Source organism: Oscillibacter sp. PC13 (genome assembly GCF_900115635.1).
GTDB lineage: Bacteria > Bacillota > Clostridia > Oscillospirales > Oscillospiraceae > Oscillibacter.
Map to the genome: position 1 here is coordinate 160,404 of NZ_FOXE01000003.1, position 16,882 is coordinate 177,285.

A 16,882-nucleotide genomic window follows, 5' to 3' on the forward strand; every position below is an offset into this window, starting at 1 on the left:
GGTGAATCAAACTCCTTTTACATAGTACTGAATCACTTCCCGGTGGGAAGCGGATTTGGTAACGGAGAGTTCGGGGAACTGCTCCGTCAGATGCGTGATAAGCCTGGCGCAGACAGGATCCTCTGTTGGGAAATGTCCGGCGTCAATCAGGTTGATGCCCTTCCCTTCCGCGTCCAGGAACTGGTGATAGCTGAGATCCGAGGTGACGAAGGTGTCGCACCCGGCGGCCATGGCCGCCGCCTCGTACTCGCCGCAGGCGCCGCCTCCAACGGCAACCCGCTGCACAGGCCGGTTCGCCCCGGCGTACCGCACGCCGTTGGCGCCCAGCGCCCGGCAGACAAAGGCGGCAAACTCCGCCAGCGGCATGGGGGCGGGCAGCGTGCCCATCCGGCAAAGGCCCTCCGGATCACCCAGGGGCCCAGGGTCGATCAGCTCCAGCGCTTCCGCCAGGCAATCGTTGACCCCTCCCTTGGCAACATCCAAATTTGTATGCATGCAAATGGCGCTGACGCCATTGCGCAGCAGCTTTAACAGCAGGTGACCCTGGGGCGTGTCACTCCGGACCGACTGTACCGGCAGCCATTTGCAGTTCATCACCGGGTGGTGGCTGACAATCAGCTTACAGCCTTGGGCGATGGCCTCGTCGGCCACGGCCTCCGTGATGTCCAGCGCCACAAGCACCCGGGAGATCTCCTGCTCCGGATCCCCCAGCAGCTGGCCCACGTTGTCCCACTCAATGGCCCCGTCCCTGGGCGCCAGAGCAAACAGCCGCTGTTCAATTTCACGGACAGTTGGCATGGCGCCACTCCTCTCTCATCGCAAGCAAATCGGTGATCACCCCACGCTGATCGTCGGCGGCCGCCCGGTCGGCCGACCGGTTCCTGCCCGCCACAACACCCTGCAGCTGAATGATCCTCTCTATGATGTACCGTTCCCCCAGGGGATCGTGCAGCAGCTTTGCGCCGCACCAGCGCTGTCCTGCGGAGAGGGACATCTCTCCCGCTCCGGCCTCCATAATGGGATAGAGGATGCCCCGATCCAATACCAGTGCCTCCCGCCGGATGATATAGCCGTTTTCGGCCAAAAAGCCCCGCAGCACCTCTGCCCTGCTCTGAGGCTGGAGCAGCAGGGTATGGGTTCCATCCTTCGTCCAGGGAGCGGCAGCCAGGATGGCGGCGATGTTTTCGCCTCCCATGCCGGCAATCGTTACCGTGTCGCACTCCGACTCTTTGATGCCGGAAAGGCCGTCACACAGGCGGAAGTCCATCCGATCCTCCACATGCCAGAAGCGTCCGGTCTCCCGGGCCCGCTCCAGCGGGCCGCGGCGCAGGTCGCTGGCAATGGCAGAGGCCACGCGGTTTTGCAGTACCAGCCACACAGGCAGGTAGGCGTGGTCTGTGCCAACATCAGCGAGACGGGCGCCCTCCGGCACCCAGTCGGCCAGGCGCTGCAGGCGCGGGGAAAGATCCAGTTGTTTGGCCATGTGTTCCTCCCTGCGTCGATTTTTAGAAAGTGATCAAACAGCCGGCAATTGGAAATAGGCTCCCGCCGGCCGGTTTAAGGACGCATACGGCTTTCCCGTATGCGTCCCGTCAGATGGCTGTTCTGCGGCTTACTCCGCCTTCTTGTTGGCTTCCTCGTTCACCAGAGCCAGCAGCTTCTCGCAGTCCACGCCGTGGACCATGCAGGCCTCCTCCACAGTTTCGCTGCGGGAGGACATACAGCCCAGGCAGTGCATGCCAATGGACAGGAAGATGGGGGCCGTCTGGGGGGCAATGTCGAGAATATCACCAATGATGGTGTCCTTCGTAATGGTAATCATAAGAGTGTTCCTCCAATCTAAATTTCAACGGTGGTATTATATCTTATTATTTGCGCAAATTCAATAGATAATTATGAGAAAAGTGCACCTTTCGCCAGTTTTGTCCACCCCTCTGCGGTTCTGGCAGTAAAAAAGAGACGTCCGCATCACTGCGGACGTCTCTTTGATCGCAATTATAAAAACCGAAGACGGCTTGTTATCTCTGCTGATCGCGCATTTTGGCAAAGCACTCGCTGCAGTAGACCGGACGGTCAGACTTGGGCTCGAAAGGAACCTTCGCCTCGCCGCCGCAGGAAGCGCAAACAGCGGTGAAATACTCGCGGGGACCGCGGGCAGCGTTCTTGCGAGCATCCCGGCAGGACTTGCAGCGCTGGGGCTCATTCTGGAAGCCGCGCTCTGCGTAGAACTCCTGTTCACCGGCGGTGAACACGAACTCCTGGCCGCACTCTTTGCACACTAAAGTCTTGTCTTCGAACATGATGTTACCCTCTCTTTGAAAAGAAAAATATATTGCGTTCAGCTTTCGCTGAAATCGCCGGAAAGAAGTTGCCGCGCCACCTTGCGCCGAATGCGCTGCACGGCGTTGTCCACGGACTTTGGGGGCTTGCCTACCGTCTCGGCAATTTCCCTGCATGAAAGACCGTCTAAATAGTACCCCAAAATCTTCGCTTCGAATTCGGACAACTGTTTCCGGACACCGGATAAGAGGGCTGCTGTGTGCTCCCTGTCGATGAAAGACTCTTCAGGATTGCGCTGCGCCAAATTACTGGTTCCAGAGGTGTAGGAATTGCTGTCAAAGAAGGGTGTATCCATAGAAACCGACTGATTAAGCGGTACATGCTTATCCCGCGCCGCGGCGCGGAGAACGGAATACAGCCGGTTGCGAATGCAAATTTCTGCAAAGGTCCGAAAGGACGCCTCCTTGGATGCATCATACTCGCGGACCGCTTTGATAAGGCCCAACATCCCCTCCTGGGTCAAGTCCTCGCTGTCGCCGCCGATCAAAAAGAATGGGCGGGCGCAGGTCCGAACCAGACGGCTGTATCGGGTGGCCAGAATCTCTTCCGCATCCCGGCTGCCGGAGGCTGCCATGGTGCAGAGGACTTCATCGCTGGTCTCCATCAGGGACTGCTGTGTGTTCTTAATGCGAATGCACATGTTGTATTATACCTGTTTCCTCATTGAAATGTCAAGCAAATTATGAAAAATGCCAGACAAAATTCTTAATTTTTCTGTGTTTTTATGAAATCCGCCAGTACTTTCGCCACAGACTCTGCTTTTTCCGTGGTTTTCGCCTCCACCATCACCCGGATCAGCGCCTCCGTGCCGGAGGCCCGGACCAGCACCCGGCCGGCGCCGCCCAGGGCGGCCTCCTCCCGCTCCACCGCGGCCTTCAGCTCCGGAGAGGCCATCATCCGCTCCTTCACGCCGCCGCTGTGGGGCACCTCCACGTTGAGAAGCACCTGGGGATAGGCGGCGCAGACCGCCGTCAGCTCGCTGGCCTTCTTCCCGGACCGGGCCAGCACCTGCAAAAACTGCAGGGCCGTCACCTCGCCGTCGCCGGTGGTCTCCAGCTCCGTGAAAATCGTGTGGCCGGACTGCTCTCCGCCGATGCGGAAGCCGTACTTCAGCATCTCCTCCAGCACGTTCCGGTCGCCCACATTCGTGCAGCGGAGGTCGATGCCGTTCTCCCGGCAGAACTCGTGAAGGCCCAGGTTGCTCATGACGGTGGCCACGATGGTGTTGCCGTCCAGCTTGCCCCGGCGCTTCATGTCCAGGGCGCAGACGGCCATCACCTTGTCGCCGTCAATTTCGCCGCCCTGTTCATCCACCAGCAGGCAGCGGTCCGCGTCGCCGTCAAAGGCCACGCCCACGTCGTATCTGCCCTTCACCACGGCGGCGGCCAGATCCCGCAGATGGGTGGATCCGCAGCGGCTGTTGATGTTGACGCCGTCCGGGTCCCGGTGGATGAAGTCCGTGTGGGCCTTGAAGCGGCCGAACAGCTCCGGCGCGGTGGCGCTGGCGGCGCCGTTGGCGCAGTCGCACAGGATATGAAGCCCCGCCAAATCGCTTTCGATGGTGGAAGCCACAAAATCGATGTAGTCCCGCTTCAGCTGGCGCATGCCATGGTGGCGGCGGCCAATTTCCTCCCGGGTGCGGAGCTTCATGGGGGCATGGCTGAGGATTTTCTCCTCAATCCGGGCCTCCACCTCGTCGGAGAGCTTATAGCCCTGGCCGCTGAAGACCTTGATGCCGTTGTGCTCATAGGGGTTGTGGCTGGCGGAGATGACGATGCCCGCGTCCGCCTTTTCCTGCATGGCAAGATACGCCACGGCGGGAGTTGGAATGGTGCCCACCGGCTTCACGTCCCCCCCCACGGAGCAGATGCCCGCCATCAGGGCGGATTCCAGCATATCGGAGGAGATGCGGGTGTCCTTGCCGATCACCACGGTGGGGCGGCTCCCCTTCTCCTCCATCAGCACCGTGCCCACGGCCTGCCCCACGCGGAAGGCCAAATCGGCGGTCAGGTTCTCCCCCACCACGCCGCGGATGCCGTCGGTTCCAAACAGTTTACCCATAGTTGTTAAGATTCCCTTCTATATGAAAATGATGTCAGTCAGAATTACCCAGCAGATAGTGGAGCATCCGCTCCGGGTTTTCCAGAAATTGCCGTGTCAGCTGATAGTGCTCCGTCTCCCGGTAGTCCGCCGGGCGGATGCCCTCCCCGTCCAGCAAATAGATGCGGGCGTTTGGGAAGGCCATGAGGATGGGCGAATGGGTGGCCACCACAAACTGGGAGTCCGCCTTCACCAGCGCGTCCATCTCCGCCATCAGCGTGAGGAGCCGGGAGGGCGACAGCGCCGCCTCCGGCTCGTCCAGCAGGTACAGCCCCTCCCCGCCCAAGCGGTTTTGCACCAGGGCGAGGAAGCTCTCCCCGTGGGACTGGCGGTGGAGGGATCTCCCGCCGTAGGACTTTAGAATCCCGCTTCCCCAGGGGGATTCCTCCATCTCGTCGATGTTGGTGGCCACGTTGTAAAAGCTCTCCGCCCGGAGGAAGAATCCGTCCTTTGGATAGCGCCGCCGGGCAGGGGTCAGGTACTCCCCCAGGCAGGAATGGGTGGCCCGGGTGGAGAAGGTGAAGTTTCGGGTGCCGCCCTCGGGGTTGAAGCCGCAGGCCACGGCGACGCCCTCCAGCAGAGTGGACTTGCCCGTGCCGTTCTCCCCCACCAGAAAGGTGACGGGCCGGTCGAATTCCAGGGCGTGGCCGGCCATCAGGTACCGGACCGGGCCAAGGGAGCGGAGGTATGTATGCTCCGGCAGCTCCTGCCCCAGGCGGACGGAGGCCAGGTATTCCATCATACGTCCCGCCGGTCGGAGCGGCCCGCCAGATAGTCCAGGGACACGCCGAAGTGATCCGCCAGGGCCCAAAGATTTTGGAAATTTGGTAAACTGGTTCCACCTTCCAAACCTTGATATTGGCGCACTGTCATTGCAATCGCTTTCGCAACCTGCACCTGCGTTTCTCCCTGCTCTTTTCGTAATTCGCGCAATCTTTCCGCAAATTTCATAAGTTTCTCCTTGACACGAAATCAGTTTCGTAATATGATACATACACGAAATAAATTTCGTGTATGTGAAAGGTGGTATCATGATGTCCGATTTCATGAAGTGGCTCTATGCCCACTATATCAAGCCCCAGCTGGACGCGGCGCCGCAGGACGAGTATGAGATGTGGATTTCTCTCATGGACGGCGACCTGGAGCACCAGTTCCGGGAGGAGTATGAAAAGACGCTGGAATTCACCGCCATCCACACCTTTTTGCTGGGCCTGCGCACCGGGCGGGGCCTCCCGGGCTGAGCCGCGTCAAAACAGCCTGCGCGCCGCTCCGGCCCTCTCCCCGCCAAAGCCGCTTCGCCGGGTTTCGGCGGGGGCCCTGCTTTCACAGCGTCAGCTGTTCCATGGGGTCCGCCGCATCCGCACCGCCGGGAATGGGCAGGTGCAGGTGGCCGTATGCCTTCTGGGTGACGCACCGGCCCCGGGGCGTCCGGGTCAGAAAGCCCAGCTGCATCAGGTACGGCTCGTACACATCCTCCAGCGTCACGGCCTCCTCCCCGATGGTGGCGGCCAGCGTCTCCAGCCCCACGGGGCCGCCGCCGTAGTTTTCGATGATGGCCCCCAGCATCCGCCGGTCAATGGGATCCAGCCCCAGATGGTCAATCTCCAGGGCGCACAGAGCCTGGTCCGCCACATCCCTTGTAATCACGCCGTCGGCCTTCACCTGGGCGAAGTCCCGCACCCGGCGCAGCATCCGGTTGGCAATCCGGGGCGTGCCCCGGCTGCGGCGGGCGATTTCATAGGCACCCTCCGGCACGATGTCCACGTTTAAAATGGCCGCGGAGCGGGTGACGATTTCGCTCAGCTCCTCCGCCGTATACAGCTCCAGCCGCAGCGTCACCCCGAACCGGTCCCGCAATGGCGCGGACAGCTGGCCCGCCCGGGTGGTGGCGCCGATGAGGGTGAATTTGGGCAGATCCAGCCGGATGGAGTTGGCGGACGGCCCCTTGCCCACGATGATGTCCAGGGCATAGTCCTCCATGGCGGGGTACAAAATCTCCTCCACCGAGCGGTTCAGCCGGTGGATTTCGTCCACGAAGAGGATGTCCCCCTCATTCAGGTTCGTCAAAAGCGCCGCCAGGTCGCCGGGCTTTTCAATGGCCGGGCCGGAGGTGATGCGGATGCCCGCCCCCATCTCCTGGGCGATGATGCCCGCCAGCGTCGTCTTGCCAAGGCCCGGGGGGCCGTGGAGCAGCACGTGGTCCAGAGCCTCCTGCCGCTTCCTTGCGGCGGCGATGAAGATGGCCAGGTTTTCCTTTGCCTTCTCCTGGCCGATATACTCCGCCAGCGTCTTGGGCCGGAGGGAGCCCTCCGCCGCGTCCTCCTGCAAGAAGGTCTTGGCCACCAGCGGCTCTTCATAAATGTCGTTTCCAAAGTCGATGCTCAAAGTGTCACTTCCTCAATACCGCAAAACGAAATAGAGCACATAGGCCCAACTCAAAAGGCCGTGGAAGATGGCCCAGCCCACAGACCGCCATGTGGTGTAGGAAATGACCATGGCAAGGCAGGAACCGAAGGTGATGCCGGTTTTGGCGGCTTTTTTCGTTTGTTCGTTCATACTCATTTCACCATTTTCTTCAGGCTCTGCCGGATGATTTCCTCCAGCGGAAGGCCCTCCACGTCCACGCCCTTCAGGGCCTGGCCCACCTCCGCGCTGGAATAGCCCAGCACAGCCAGCGCCTGGGCGGCTTCCGCAGCCTTGCTGGAGAACATGGCCGATGCCGCAGCCCCCTTGCCGCCGGAGAAGTCCAGTCCGTTTGCCGTCTCCTTAGCCATCTTGTCCTTCAGCTCCAGGATGATCCGCTGGGCAATCTTCTTGCCGATGCCCGGGGCCGCCGTCAGGGACTTTTCGTCCCCCGTGACGATGGCCATGGCCAGCGTCTCCGGCGTGCCCACGGAGAGGATTGCCAGCGCCGCCTTGGGCCCCACGCCGGAGACGCCGATCAGCAGCCGGAAGCTGTTCAGCTCGTTCTGGGCGGCAAAACCGTACAGCTCGAAGATGCCCTCCCCCACGTTCAGGTGGGTATAGAGCTTCGCCCGCTGGCCCTTTTTCAGCTTTGCCAGGGTGTTGTTGGTGGTTTTGCAGGCGTAGCCCACGCCGCCGCAGTCCATGACGGCCAGATTCGGCAGAATCTCTGCCACCGTGCCGTCCAGATAGTAAAACATATGTGCCTCCTGTGGCTTCCTTCAGCCCGTTTGCATGTTCACCGCCAGCGGGTGGAAGCGGATTCCGCGGCCGCCGGCAGCCTGGTTCAAATGGTTTCCTTTGCCTCTGACACACTGGGCAGCCGTGAAGTGAAACTCCTTGCATGGCAAAGAGCCAACGCCAATGCGTCCGCTGCGTCGTCCGGGCGGGGCACAGCCTTCAGCTTCAAAAGCCGCTTTGTCATGTCCATTACCTGGCGCTTTTCCGCCTTGCCGTATCCGGTGACTGCCAGCTTCACCTGCCCCGGCGTGTACTCGTACAGGGGAATGCCGCACTTCTCCGCGGCGTACAGGAGCACGCCCCGTCCATGGGCCACGGCGATGCCGGTGGTGAGGTTCGTATTGAAAAACAGCTCCTCAATGGAGATGACATCCGGCTTCAGCTGCCCGATGAGATCTTCCATGTCCGTGCCGATCTGGTAAAGTCTGCGGGAAAGGGGCAGTCCGGCGGGGGTAGTGATAGCGCCGTAGGTCACCATATGGACTTGTCCCCGCTCCGCCGTCACCAGGCCAAAGCCGATGGTGGCAATGCCGGGGTCGATGCCTAGAATCCGCATGGAGCCTCCCCTTGCAGCATCCTGCCGGGAGCAGCGAAGGGCGCGCCTCCCGGCCGGTACAGAATCTTATCAAACTTCTATCAGGATTTGCCGATATTCCTATTCAGTATACCAAACTTTCCGCCCCTGTGCAACCGCAAAAAAGGGCGCGCCCGGGAGACTGGGCGTGCCCTTTTTTGCGGGCGTTATTTGATGGCAATCACCACAGGGGGCTCCGCCGCGGTGGTGTGGGAAAAGCTGGGGCACAGCCACACCTCGTCTGCCGGGTAGTTCCGAAGGGGCAACACCTCGAAGAACTTCCCTTCCCCGGCCTTGTCATGGGCCTCCATCGCCGCCTCGTCGGTGATGGTACCCTCAAAATAGGGCGTTGTGACGACGGAGTGGCTGCCCATCTCGTAGGGGTTCCCTTCGGCATCATAATAGGTCATGCCGAAGAGCTGATAGAAGTGCAGTTCTTCCTCCTCCGGAGCGCTGAACTGGACGATCCAGCCCCCGTCCTTCCGCTCCGCGCTGTACAGCTCCACCCCCTCCGGCAGTTTTTCGGCCGTCCGGTCCGCCAGATTCACGCGGATTCGCTCCATGTCCTTGTCCAGCCATTTGGCGCCGGTGATGTGGAGGGTCAGGTGGTCGCTGCGGCTGAAATAGGTGCTCTCCAGCCGGAAGGACCACATGGCGGGGCTGTCCGGGTCGCCGCTGCTGGAGATGCCGTTGGAGATGGGGGAAAACCGCTCCCCGTCCTCGTTCTCCAGATAGAATTCCAGACCCTCCAGCCAGGCCGTGTTGTTCTCGTCCCCGGCCACATTGATGCGCACGTGGGTGGGGTACACCTCCGCCTCCGTGACGGTGAGGGTCTGGCCGTCCAGGGTAAAGGAGCGGTTCACGGGAATCCGCTCGCCCTGCGCGGTGTAGGTGGGGTCAAATCGCAGGTCAAAGGTGAATTCCGCCAGAATGTCCGGCTCTTTTTCCTCCCGCTCGTCCAGGATGGAGGACTCCGGAGCATCCCAGTCATAGGGCTGTTCCACATAAGTGGTAGCCCCGAAGGTCATGGTGAAGCCCTCCGGCACGTCGGCGTCCATATAGTCCAGGGTAAAGTGCAGCAGCGTTCCGGGCGCCTCCCGGTAATCCGCCCCCTGGACGGCGCAGTGCTGCTCCGGGGAGAAGTCCGGCATCTCCGCGGAGAGATTGTCGTAGTCCCCCTTCAGAGTGAAAAAGATGTTCAGCTGCTTCTGGTCCACAATCACGTACTCCACGGTGGCGGTGATGCCGTTCACCGTCTGGGACTGGCCCATGGGCTGGACATAGTCGTTTTCCACTGCGGCGGAGAGGCTGGGCGACCAGGCCACGGCCTTGGCCAGCTCCCGCAGCACCGGCACGCCTCCGCAGGCGGCGGCAAAGGGCGGGAACAGGTTCACCAGCAGCACAAAGGCCGCAAAGCAGGCGGCCAGGCTCACGGCGGGGATGCCGAAAATCCGCTTCTTGTTCCGAACGGCTCTTTTTCGCGCCAGCGCCCGTTCCACTGTCCCCTCCAGCGCCGGGGGCGTCTCCTCCAGCGTTGCCAGCAGGGCGGCGTATTCCTCGTTCCGGGTCATGTCGTCTCCTCCTCTCCCAGTTCCAGCCGCAAAAGGGCCAGCGCCCGGCGCTGCCGGGTGGCTGCCGTCCCCTGTGGGATGTTCAGCGCGGCGGCGGTTTCCGCCTGAGTGTACCCGGCGAAAAACCGCAGGATCACCACGGTCCGCAGCTCCTCCGGCAGACGGCCCACCGCCTCCTTCAAGGGCAGTCCGTCATAGGCGTCCGGCCCGGCGTCCTCCGGCAGGGCCTCCTCTCCGGTGCGGGCAAAGCGCTTGCGGCGGCGAAGCTCCTGATGGCAGGTGTTCATTAAAATACGGGTGATCCAGGTCTCGAAAAATTTCGGCTCACGCAGCGTCCGCAGCGCCCGCAGTGCCTGATACACCGCCTCGTCCACCGCCTCCAGGGCGTCGGCCTCGCTGCCCAGATACAGATATGCGGTCCGGTACAGGCGGCTTTTCAGTGCCTCCGTCCGAACGGCGAATTCCTCCTGGTCCATGGGCGCCCCTCCTCTCTTTTCTGTCTGTTAGATGAACATGGCGGCGGTTTTGTTTGCGGAAGGGAAAAAATTTTTGCGCAGCCCGCAAAGAAGAAAAAAATCAGCACGGCTGACGCCGTGCTGACGCAAAGTTCTTATGCCCGGGGATGCGCCTTCTGATACACATCCTTCAGCTGCTTTTTCACCACGTGGGTATAAATCTGCGTGGAGGAGATGTCCGCATGGCCCAGCATCTCCTGGATGGAGCGGAGGTCCGCGCCGTTTTCCAGCAGGTGCACGGCGAAGGAGTGGCGCAGGGTGTGTGGCGTGATGTCTTTTTCAATCCCCGCCTTCTCCTGATAGTGCTTGATGATTTTCCAGAAGCCCTGGCGGCTCATGCGCTCGCCGTTCATGTTGACGAAGAGGGCCCGCTCCCCACTGTCGGCAATCAGCTGGGGCCGGATGTCCTTCACATAGTCCTGCAGGGCCTTCACCGCCACGTGGTACAGGGGGATGATCCGCTCCTTGCCCTTGCTCGCGCAGTGGATAAAGCCGGCGGCCAGGTTCAAATCGTCCAGATCCAACGAGATCAGCTCGCTGACCCGGATGCCTGTGGCGTACAGCAGCTCCAGCATGGCGTGGTCCCGGAATCCTTTAGCATCCACGCACTGGGGCTGCTCCAAAAACAGCTCCACTTCCTTGCTGGTCAATATCTCCGGGTATTTCCTCTCTGCCCGGCCGGCGGAGAGGCCCTTGGCCGGATTTGTCTTCACCGTGCCGGCAGAGACCATATAGTTGAAAAAGGACTTGATAGAGGCCAAAAAGCGGGTGATGGACGCGGCGGACTTCCCGCGGCCCTGCATCCAGCCCATATAGCCCTGAACCATCTCCGCCTTGGCCCGCTTCAGGTCGCAGCCCTGATGGTAACTCTGCAGATATTCTGCAAACTGAGTCACATCCCGCAGATAGGAACTGACGGTATTGGGGGAAGCGTGCTTCTCCTCTGCCAGATATGTACCATATTCTGCAATATAATCCATGCCGGGATGCCCCTCTCTCTCTTTTGTCAAACCGCCATATGCGCCAAAACCAGCCGCAAAAACACCGGCGACAAGCACAAATCCACACACACGCCTGCCAGCAGCACAGCTGTGCAGGCACAGGGCCGCATCCAGAATGCGCGGCCATATACCACCGGCGCCGTCCGCCGGCCTCTCCCAAAAGACACGGCGGCAAGCCCAAAGGCCGTCCCCCAAGAGGGAACCGCCAGCAGGAAAAATATCGGCAGCGTCACCAGGCAGCGAACACCAAACACCGCCAGCGCAAGCAACACGCCGTCGGTACCAAAGGCCGCCGTAAAGCAACTGACGGAAAAGGACAGGAAAAAGCCGTATGCCGCCGCTACACAGGGCAGCAGAACAATCCCAATGGACGCAAAGCCAAGGAAAAAAGCCAGCAGCGGATACCGAAAATAAATCACCAGCGTGGAAAGCACCGCTCCGGAGGAGAGCGCCATTTCACCGCCAAGCCGCACATAATCTGACAAATAGCGCTTCAACTCAGAACCCGTGGTATCCGGCACCCGTCCTGCCAAGACCTGTCCCAAAATGACACCGGCGAAAAAAAACAGCGCCAGCAGGAACAGGCGCGGCAGCGGTGTTTCTTGAATACGGCCCTGATTTTTTCGCGTTCTCCAGTTCAATCTGCCTCACCTCGTCCTATCCGTATGCGGCAAGTGAGGCAATTATGAAACCGTTAACGTAAACCTTATTTAAATCTAATATAGTGCAATTCGCTTTCTTTATCAAGGAATTTGCTGGAATTTCTTCTTTTTTGTAATTTATGACAAAATATTATGTAAACAATATTATGTAAACACAATAAACGGGCCGTCAATCAAACCGGTACATACTCCGGAGAAAGGGCAACATCTAGTACCCTTCTCCGGAGATCCGCCCCAAATCTGCCATCTCCCCGCCCCACCCCGCTCTGTCGGACCGGGCGGGCCCAATGTCCCTCCCTCTTTTGAGAGAGCTGAAAATTTTGTGAAATATCACCAGCGGCAATTTCACTTATGCAGCTTCTTCCGCTTTACCCGGCGGCCGCGGCGGCTGCTCAGGAGCCCAGCCAGCAGTCCGCCTCCCAAGGCACACAGCAGGAGAATCCCGCCATGCCCCATCCAGGTAATGCCGTCCCAGCAGAGAAGCCCAACCGCAACCAGCACCGCAGTAAAACCGGCCGCCGCCAGCATCCCCCCTGCCAGCGTTCCAAGGGCAGAGCGCCGTGCGCAGAACATTCCCCCGGCAAAGGCCGACAGCACACAGCACACCGCCACCGCGGGAAAGCTTCGTCCCTCCGGCAGCGTTCCCTTCACCAAAAGAAGTGTCAGAAGAAGCTGGCTTGCAAGATATACGCCAAGTGACAAGAGGATTCCTGTTGCATAGACGGTCCAGGCCGCCGCCTGCTTGTGATTTTTTCCCATAAAAATTCCTCCCCAGTTCATACGCTCTTACGAAAGCGTATGACTGGGGAGGGTGGTTTTATGAATGAATCAGTCCTGCTTTTCCGTTTCTTCCGGAGCGGGAATCTCATCGACAGGCTCTTCAGGCAGTGCCTCGGCGGTCTGCTCCTCCGCCTTCTCGCCCTTCTTCTTATTCTTGGCCTGTGCCTCGCCGGTCTGGACACCGTTGGTGGAAACAGCCCACTTGGTAATCTCCATCCGGACACGATCCTCGCTGGTTTCAATGATGATGGTGTCCTGGTTCACCGTCACGATCTTGCCCACGATACCACCGATGGTGGTGATGACATCACCCTTCTTCAGGCTGCTGCGCATCTCCTCAGCCTGCTTTTTCCGCTTATTCTCCGGGCGAATCAGCATGAAGTAGAAAATGGCAAGCATGAGAAGCAGCATAAAAATGGTAGACATACCCTGATCCATAGTCGTTTGAAACTCCTTTTTCTTTAAAAATTTGCAATAAAGTTATTATATCAAACCCAGCGGGTTTTGCAAGCTCTTTTATTGATATCTGCAAAATTGATATCTGCAAAAAGGTATGTTTTCGGCAGGAAAAATGGCTCTGTGCGTCATGACTCCGCCCGTTTTTCCAGCCGCCCGCTGTACCTGGCCCGGAAGTCCGCAAACGTCCCCTCGTCCAGATCCTTTCGGATGTTCGCCATCAAATCGTTGTAGAAATACAGGTTGTGCAGCACAGCCAGCCGCAGGGCCAGCACCTCGTCCGCCTTAAAGAGATGCCGCAGGTATGCGCGGGAAAAACTGCGGCACACCGGGCATTGGCAGCTCCCGCTGACAGGCCGTTCGTCGGTGGTGTATTTCTCGTTGAGGATGTTGACGGTCCCCTCCCAGGTGAAGAGCTTGCCGTGGCGGCCGTTGCGGGAGGGCATTACGCAGTCGAAGAAGTCCACCCCCCGGCTGACAGCTTCAATGATATTGCTTGGGGTGCCGACGCCCATAAGATACCGGGGCTTTTCCTTTGGCATATAAGGCTCCACCACGTCGATTATCTCGTACATGACCTCCGCCGGCTCTCCTACCGCAAGACCCCCGATGGCAAAGCCGTCGCAGTCGATTTTGGCAATCTGCTGCATATGCCAGGCCCGCAGGTCGGCAAAGGTGGCGCCCTGGTTGATGCCGAAGAGCATCTGCTTTGGATTCACGGTGTCCGGCAGGCTGTTCAGCCGGTCGTGCTCCGCCTTGCACCGCTCCAGCCACCGCAGCGTCCGCTCCACGGAGGCCTTGGCGTACTCGTACCGGGCCGGGTTCTCCACGCACTCGTCAAAGGCCATGGCGATGTCGCTGCCCAGGTTGGACTGAATCTGCATGGACTCCTCTGGCCCCATGAAAATCCGGTGGCCGTCGATATGAGAGGCAAAGGTGACACCCTCCTCCTTGATTTTCCGCAAAGATGCCAGAGAAAACACTTGGAACCCACCGGAGTCCGTCAGAATGGGACCGTCCCAATCCATAAATTTATGAAGGCCGCCCATCTGCCGCACAATCTTGTCGCCAGGCCTCAGATGCAGGTGATAGGTGTTGCTCAGCTCAATCTGGCAACCCACCTCCTTCAGGTCATGGGCGGAGACGCCGCCCTTGATGGCGCCCTGGGTCCCCACGTTCATGAACACCGGCGTTTGAACCACACCGCCGTGGGCACAGGAAAAACGGCCACGTCTGGCATGGCCTTCCGTCTTGATCACTTCAAACATATCATCATACTCTCTCTTATTCTTCATTTGCTCAGGTGGTGACACCCATCCACCGCGCTTTACGCACCAACGTCCGTACATGAGACAGTGGCTGAGATTTTATGATATCACATACAGCCCCACTGCGCAAGGAAAAGCCGCTCGCTTCTCAGAGCAGGAAAAAAGCGCGTCTCTGCAGTGTACGGAGGCGCGCTTTTCCGGAGGAAAGCACACGGATAAATCATGCGCGTCACCTTTTTCCGGCAGCATGACGGCCGGCATGGCGCCAGCAGACAGATCCACTGCCATCTTGTGTGGAACGGCGGAGCAGCGCACCTACTGCCTCTCCGCAGAGTATTTTCTCTGGAGCCGCATTGTTTGACAAGATGGCCAGGCTGGTTTCCCGGGTCATAGCAGCATATTTATAGGCTTGAAACTTGCAGGTCAACTTGTGTCTGTCCATCGTTTCAATCCAGCCGATATACACCACAAAATCGCCATCATGGACAGGGGCCAGATTTCTTGTGCTGTCATAGCCCATAAAAAGGCGGTCATCTCCAAAGAGACGGATGGCAAGCTGATTTCCCGCATCTCCCCAGAAGTCTGCAGTGCCGCCAGTACTATTTTCTCCGGCAGCCATCCGTACCCGCAGTGTCATTTTACTTCCAATCATGGCAGATTCCTCCCACAGTCCTTCTTGGTTTCATCCGATTTAGTGCCCCATCCTTGGCCCTGGCTGGGGCAGGTATTTTCTGTTTCTCATGATACAGGCGAAAGTATGCAAAAGTAAATTGCAGAAACAGAATGGATACCATTCGGATTTCTGATTCCAGGGCTTGCAGCTTCAAGGTAGCATTTGTATCGGCTGTCGTTTCACCGGCGGCGGCCGCTGGTCATTCTTTTATTTAATGTGTCTGATTCACTTTTTGAATTCAGTTCGCCATGGAGCGGGCAAATGGACATCTTGATTGTTTTCTGCATTCCAGTTATACTCTTCTTATGTTATTGCAGAGAGCGCTTTGCAGAAGGCGGTGCCGCACATGAGTCTTTCCAAATATCGGGCATTTGTCAAAATTGCGCAGACGGGCAGTCTGACAAGCGCAGCCAGACAGCTCGGGTATTCCCAGCCTGCCGTCAGCCACATGATTGAATCATTGGAGCGGGAATTCGGTTTTCCGCTGTTTATCCGAAACCGGGACGGTATCCTGCTCACGGAAAATGGCAAACAGGTCCTTGATGCCTGCTGCCAGATTATCAACGACGAAAACGCTCTGCAGGAAACCATATCCTCTATTAACGGCCTTCTCTCTGGAACCATTCATCTTGGGGCCTACACCAGTATGATGCTCGGCTTTCTCCCCCGGGCAATCCGCAGCTTTTCCGATATCTATCCCAGCATTCAGATCCACCTGCAGGAACTGCTGCTCAGCGGCCTGCAGGACTCTTTGATCCGGGGATCCATTGATTTGGCGTTTATGGTGAATCTTGCCCCAAAGGGATTTACCTTTCTTCCGCTGATCAGAGATCGGATCTGCGTAATCATGCGGGAGGATCATCCATTTGCTTCTTATGAAAAAGTTCCGCCCTCCCTGCTCAACGGCTGCAGTTTCATTAAATTCGGACCGGAATTTGACGACTATTTCGATGCTTCCCTGAAAAATGCGCCCTTTTCTCCAAGCATCCGTTACTATGTCACAAGTGACGTAGCAGCTATGTCCCTGGTGTCAGATGGCCTCGGCATTTCTGTCAGCAGCAGTCTGCTGCAGGACATTCTCCCCCGCAATGTCGTCGCGCGGGAGCTTGAGGGCGGCTTTGGGCGGAACCTTGGCATTGCCGTGAAATCTCTGAGGCAGGCCCCACCAGCGGTACGGGAATTGATCCGTATTTCCAAAAAGGCTGCTCAGCAGATGGACTCCCGGCATCTTACCGTCCTGTAAGAAGAAGTGCCGGTACTGTCCGGCTATGTCTGAATGGTATCTCCGCAAGCAAAGTGCGTCCTGCCCCGCCCTTCCGAAACAGGCCCGTTCGCGCCAAAAGGCGCCAGCCTCTGCCGATGCAGAAGCTGGCGCCTTTTGTTGGCTTTTGCGGCCGCCCGCAAATTGGGGAGATCAAAATGAGGGGGTACCTGTTTCTCAGCGAACCTGGAACTTGGGGTCAGCGTGGTCAATGCGCTGGAAGGGCTTCTTCACGACCAGGGTGCCGACAGCCTCGCCGCAGAGGACGGGCTCGGGGAGGACGTCCGCGGCGGAGTCCGCCAGAGCAGGGTCGCGGGGCAGGGTGATGTACTTGTATGCCTCAAACTTGCAGGTCAGAGAGGTGTTGCCCACCTTTTCAATCCAGCCGGTGTACTCCATGAAGTCGCCGGCGTAGACGGGAGCCGTGAAGCGGACGTTCTCATAGCCCAAAAACAGGCTCTCGTCGCCGAACAGCCG

22 protein-coding genes and 1 pseudogene are annotated in these 16,882 nt (G+C 58.9%); 2 read left to right on the top strand and 21 right to left on the bottom strand.

Annotated elements, in window-relative coordinates:
• Positions 1–6: 6 nt before the first annotated feature.
• The 8 genes from BMZ81_RS02715 to BMZ81_RS02750 form a co-directional block, all read right to left on the bottom strand.
• Positions 7–798: a Nif3-like dinuclear metal center hexameric protein gene (locus tag BMZ81_RS02715; RefSeq protein ID WP_091128334.1), complete on the bottom strand. Its 792-nt coding sequence runs from the start codon at positions 796–798 to the stop codon at positions 7–9.
• Positions 782–1,483 carry a class I SAM-dependent methyltransferase gene (locus BMZ81_RS02720; protein WP_091128336.1) on the bottom strand — a complete coding sequence of 234 codons (702 nt, stop codon included), beginning with the start codon at positions 1,481–1,483 and terminating at the stop codon, positions 782–784. Before BMZ81_RS02720 ends, BMZ81_RS02715 begins: the two co-directional genes overlap by 17 nt.
• Positions 1,484–1,612: 129 nt before the next feature.
• Positions 1,613–1,822 (bottom strand): DUF1858 domain-containing protein, encoded by a 210-nt coding sequence (locus tag BMZ81_RS02725; protein ID WP_091128337.1) that lies wholly within the window; start codon positions 1,820–1,822, stop codon positions 1,613–1,615.
• Between the two features lie 196 nt (positions 1,823–2,018).
• Entirely contained in the window at positions 2,019–2,300 is a 282-nt protein-coding gene (locus BMZ81_RS02730) for a zinc-ribbon domain containing protein (RefSeq protein WP_091128340.1), read from the bottom strand.
• Between the two features lie 38 nt (positions 2,301–2,338).
• The gene (locus BMZ81_RS02735; RefSeq protein ID WP_091128341.1) at positions 2,339–2,980 is read right to left on the bottom strand and encodes a sigma-70 family RNA polymerase sigma factor; all 642 of its coding nucleotides are present in this window, start codon (positions 2,978–2,980) and stop codon (positions 2,339–2,341) included.
• A 65-nt stretch (positions 2,981–3,045) separates the two neighbouring features.
• Entirely contained in the window at positions 3,046–4,401 is a 1,356-nt protein-coding gene (gene glmM, locus BMZ81_RS02740) for a phosphoglucosamine mutase (RefSeq protein WP_091128344.1), read from the bottom strand.
• Positions 4,402–4,435: 34 nt separating this feature from the next.
• Positions 4,436–5,182, bottom strand: coding sequence for an AAA family ATPase (locus BMZ81_RS02745; RefSeq protein WP_091128346.1), 747 nt, complete (start codon positions 5,180–5,182; stop codon positions 4,436–4,438).
• Positions 5,179–5,391 (bottom strand): helix-turn-helix domain-containing protein, encoded by a 213-nt coding sequence (locus BMZ81_RS02750; protein ID WP_091128348.1) that lies wholly within the window; start codon positions 5,389–5,391, stop codon positions 5,179–5,181. The genes BMZ81_RS02745 and BMZ81_RS02750 overlap by 4 nt, the downstream gene beginning before the upstream one ends.
• An 80-nt stretch (positions 5,392–5,471) precedes the next feature.
• Here BMZ81_RS02750 and BMZ81_RS02755 point away from each other — a divergent pair, with 80 nt between their 5' ends.
• Entirely contained in the window at positions 5,472–5,681 is a 210-nt protein-coding gene (locus tag BMZ81_RS02755) for a hypothetical protein (RefSeq protein ID WP_143072726.1), read from the top strand.
• 82 nt (positions 5,682–5,763) lie between these two features.
• On the opposite strand, the gene ruvB is transcribed toward BMZ81_RS02755, so the two are convergent.
• From ruvB to BMZ81_RS02810, 12 genes are all read right to left on the bottom strand, one after another.
• Positions 5,764–6,825: a Holliday junction branch migration DNA helicase RuvB gene (gene ruvB, locus BMZ81_RS02760; protein ID WP_091128352.1), complete on the bottom strand. Its 1,062-nt coding sequence runs from the start codon at positions 6,823–6,825 to the stop codon at positions 5,764–5,766.
• Positions 6,826–6,837: 12 nt separating this feature from the next.
• Complete coding sequence (locus BMZ81_RS13995; protein ID WP_177187156.1) at positions 6,838–6,996, bottom strand: hypothetical protein; 159 nt, start codon at positions 6,994–6,996, stop codon at positions 6,838–6,840.
• Positions 6,997–6,998: 2 nt separating this feature from the next.
• A complete protein-coding gene (gene ruvA, locus BMZ81_RS02765) occupies positions 6,999–7,604 on the bottom strand; it encodes a Holliday junction branch migration protein RuvA (RefSeq protein WP_091128355.1) in 606 nt (201 codons plus the stop codon).
• 86 nt (positions 7,605–7,690) lie between these two features.
• A complete protein-coding gene (gene ruvC / locus BMZ81_RS02770) occupies positions 7,691–8,200 on the bottom strand; it encodes a crossover junction endodeoxyribonuclease RuvC (protein ID WP_091128358.1) in 510 nt (169 codons plus the stop codon).
• A 185-nt stretch (positions 8,201–8,385) separates the two neighbouring features.
• Positions 8,386–9,789 (bottom strand): DUF4179 domain-containing protein, encoded by a 1,404-nt coding sequence (locus BMZ81_RS02775; RefSeq protein WP_091128360.1) that lies wholly within the window; start codon positions 9,787–9,789, stop codon positions 8,386–8,388.
• Positions 9,786–10,265 carry a sigma-70 family RNA polymerase sigma factor gene (locus tag BMZ81_RS02780; protein WP_091128362.1) on the bottom strand — a complete coding sequence of 160 codons (480 nt, stop codon included), beginning with the start codon at positions 10,263–10,265 and terminating at the stop codon, positions 9,786–9,788. The genes BMZ81_RS02775 and BMZ81_RS02780 overlap by 4 nt, the downstream gene beginning before the upstream one ends.
• A 134-nt stretch (positions 10,266–10,399) precedes the next feature.
• Positions 10,400–11,284: a site-specific tyrosine recombinase XerD gene (gene xerD, locus BMZ81_RS02785; RefSeq protein ID WP_091128364.1), complete on the bottom strand. Its 885-nt coding sequence runs from the start codon at positions 11,282–11,284 to the stop codon at positions 10,400–10,402.
• 26 nt (positions 11,285–11,310) lie between these two features.
• Positions 11,311–11,946, bottom strand: coding sequence for a stage II sporulation protein M (locus tag BMZ81_RS02790; protein WP_242942545.1), 636 nt, complete (start codon positions 11,944–11,946; stop codon positions 11,311–11,313).
• A gap of 366 nt (positions 11,947–12,312) precedes the next feature.
• Positions 12,313–12,726: a TIGR04086 family membrane protein gene (locus tag BMZ81_RS02795; protein ID WP_177187168.1), complete on the bottom strand. Its 414-nt coding sequence runs from the start codon at positions 12,724–12,726 to the stop codon at positions 12,313–12,315.
• 69 nt (positions 12,727–12,795) lie between these two features.
• A complete protein-coding gene (yajC, locus tag BMZ81_RS02800; protein WP_242942546.1) occupies positions 12,796–13,185 on the bottom strand; it encodes a preprotein translocase subunit YajC in 390 nt (129 codons plus the stop codon).
• A 146-nt stretch (positions 13,186–13,331) separates the two neighbouring features.
• On the bottom strand, positions 13,332–14,471 hold the full coding sequence (tgt, locus tag BMZ81_RS02805) for a tRNA guanosine(34) transglycosylase Tgt (RefSeq protein ID WP_091128369.1): 1,140 nt from the start codon (positions 14,469–14,471) through the stop codon (positions 13,332–13,334).
• Positions 14,472–14,700: 229 nt separating this feature from the next.
• Positions 14,701–15,123 carry a hypothetical protein gene (locus tag BMZ81_RS02810; protein WP_091128371.1) on the bottom strand — a complete coding sequence of 141 codons (423 nt, stop codon included), beginning with the start codon at positions 15,121–15,123 and terminating at the stop codon, positions 14,701–14,703.
• 367 nt (positions 15,124–15,490) lie between these two features.
• Here BMZ81_RS02810 and BMZ81_RS02815 point away from each other — a divergent pair, with 367 nt between their 5' ends.
• Positions 15,491–16,387, top strand: a complete 897-nt coding sequence (locus BMZ81_RS02815) for a LysR family transcriptional regulator (protein ID WP_091128372.1) — start codon at positions 15,491–15,493, stop codon at positions 16,385–16,387.
• 195 nt (positions 16,388–16,582) lie between these two features.
• Here BMZ81_RS02815 and BMZ81_RS02820 read toward each other — a convergent pair.
• A pseudogene (locus BMZ81_RS02820) lies at positions 16,583–16,882 on the bottom strand (hypothetical protein); the annotation flags it as partial.

Coding starts and splice junctions, on each gene's coding strand:
- BMZ81_RS02715 (WP_091128334.1), bottom strand. CDS start 798: ATGCCAACTGTCCGTGAAATTGAACAGCGGCTGTTTGCTCTGGCGCCC.
- BMZ81_RS02720 (WP_091128336.1), bottom strand. CDS start 1,483: ATGGCCAAACAACTGGATCTTTCCCCGCGCCTGCAGCGCCTGGCCGAC.
- BMZ81_RS02725 (WP_091128337.1), bottom strand. CDS start 1,822: ATGATTACCATTACGAAGGACACCATCATTGGTGATATTCTCGACATT.
- BMZ81_RS02730 (WP_091128340.1), bottom strand. CDS start 2,300: ATGTTCGAAGACAAGACTTTAGTGTGCAAAGAGTGCGGCCAGGAGTTC.
- BMZ81_RS02735 (WP_091128341.1), bottom strand. CDS start 2,980: ATGTGCATTCGCATTAAGAACACACAGCAGTCCCTGATGGAGACCAGC.
- glmM (WP_091128344.1), bottom strand. CDS start 4,401: ATGGGTAAACTGTTTGGAACCGACGGCATCCGCGGCGTGGTGGGGGAG.
- BMZ81_RS02745 (WP_091128346.1), bottom strand. CDS start 5,182: ATGATGGAATACCTGGCCTCCGTCCGCCTGGGGCAGGAGCTGCCGGAG.
- BMZ81_RS02750 (WP_091128348.1), bottom strand. CDS start 5,391: ATGAAATTTGCGGAAAGATTGCGCGAATTACGAAAAGAGCAGGGAGAA.
- BMZ81_RS02755 (WP_143072726.1), top strand. CDS start 5,472: ATGATGTCCGATTTCATGAAGTGGCTCTATGCCCACTATATCAAGCCC.
- BMZ81_RS13995 (WP_177187156.1), bottom strand. CDS start 6,996: ATGAACGAACAAACGAAAAAAGCCGCCAAAACCGGCATCACCTTCGGT.
- ruvA (WP_091128355.1), bottom strand. CDS start 7,604: ATGTTTTACTATCTGGACGGCACGGTGGCAGAGATTCTGCCGAATCTG.
- ruvC (WP_091128358.1), bottom strand. CDS start 8,200: ATGCGGATTCTAGGCATCGACCCCGGCATTGCCACCATCGGCTTTGGC.
- BMZ81_RS02775 (WP_091128360.1), bottom strand. CDS start 9,789: ATGACCCGGAACGAGGAATACGCCGCCCTGCTGGCAACGCTGGAGGAG.
- BMZ81_RS02780 (WP_091128362.1), bottom strand. CDS start 10,265: ATGGACCAGGAGGAATTCGCCGTTCGGACGGAGGCACTGAAAAGCCGC.
- xerD (WP_091128364.1), bottom strand. CDS start 11,284: ATGGATTATATTGCAGAATATGGTACATATCTGGCAGAGGAGAAGCAC.
- BMZ81_RS02795 (WP_177187168.1), bottom strand. CDS start 12,726: ATGGGAAAAAATCACAAGCAGGCGGCGGCCTGGACCGTCTATGCAACA.
- yajC (WP_242942546.1), bottom strand. CDS start 13,185: ATGGATCAGGGTATGTCTACCATTTTTATGCTGCTTCTCATGCTTGCC.
- tgt (WP_091128369.1), bottom strand. CDS start 14,471: ATGTTTGAAGTGATCAAGACGGAAGGCCATGCCAGACGTGGCCGTTTT.
- BMZ81_RS02810 (WP_091128371.1), bottom strand. CDS start 15,123: ATGATTGGAAGTAAAATGACACTGCGGGTACGGATGGCTGCCGGAGAA.
- BMZ81_RS02815 (WP_091128372.1), top strand. CDS start 15,491: ATGAGTCTTTCCAAATATCGGGCATTTGTCAAAATTGCGCAGACGGGC.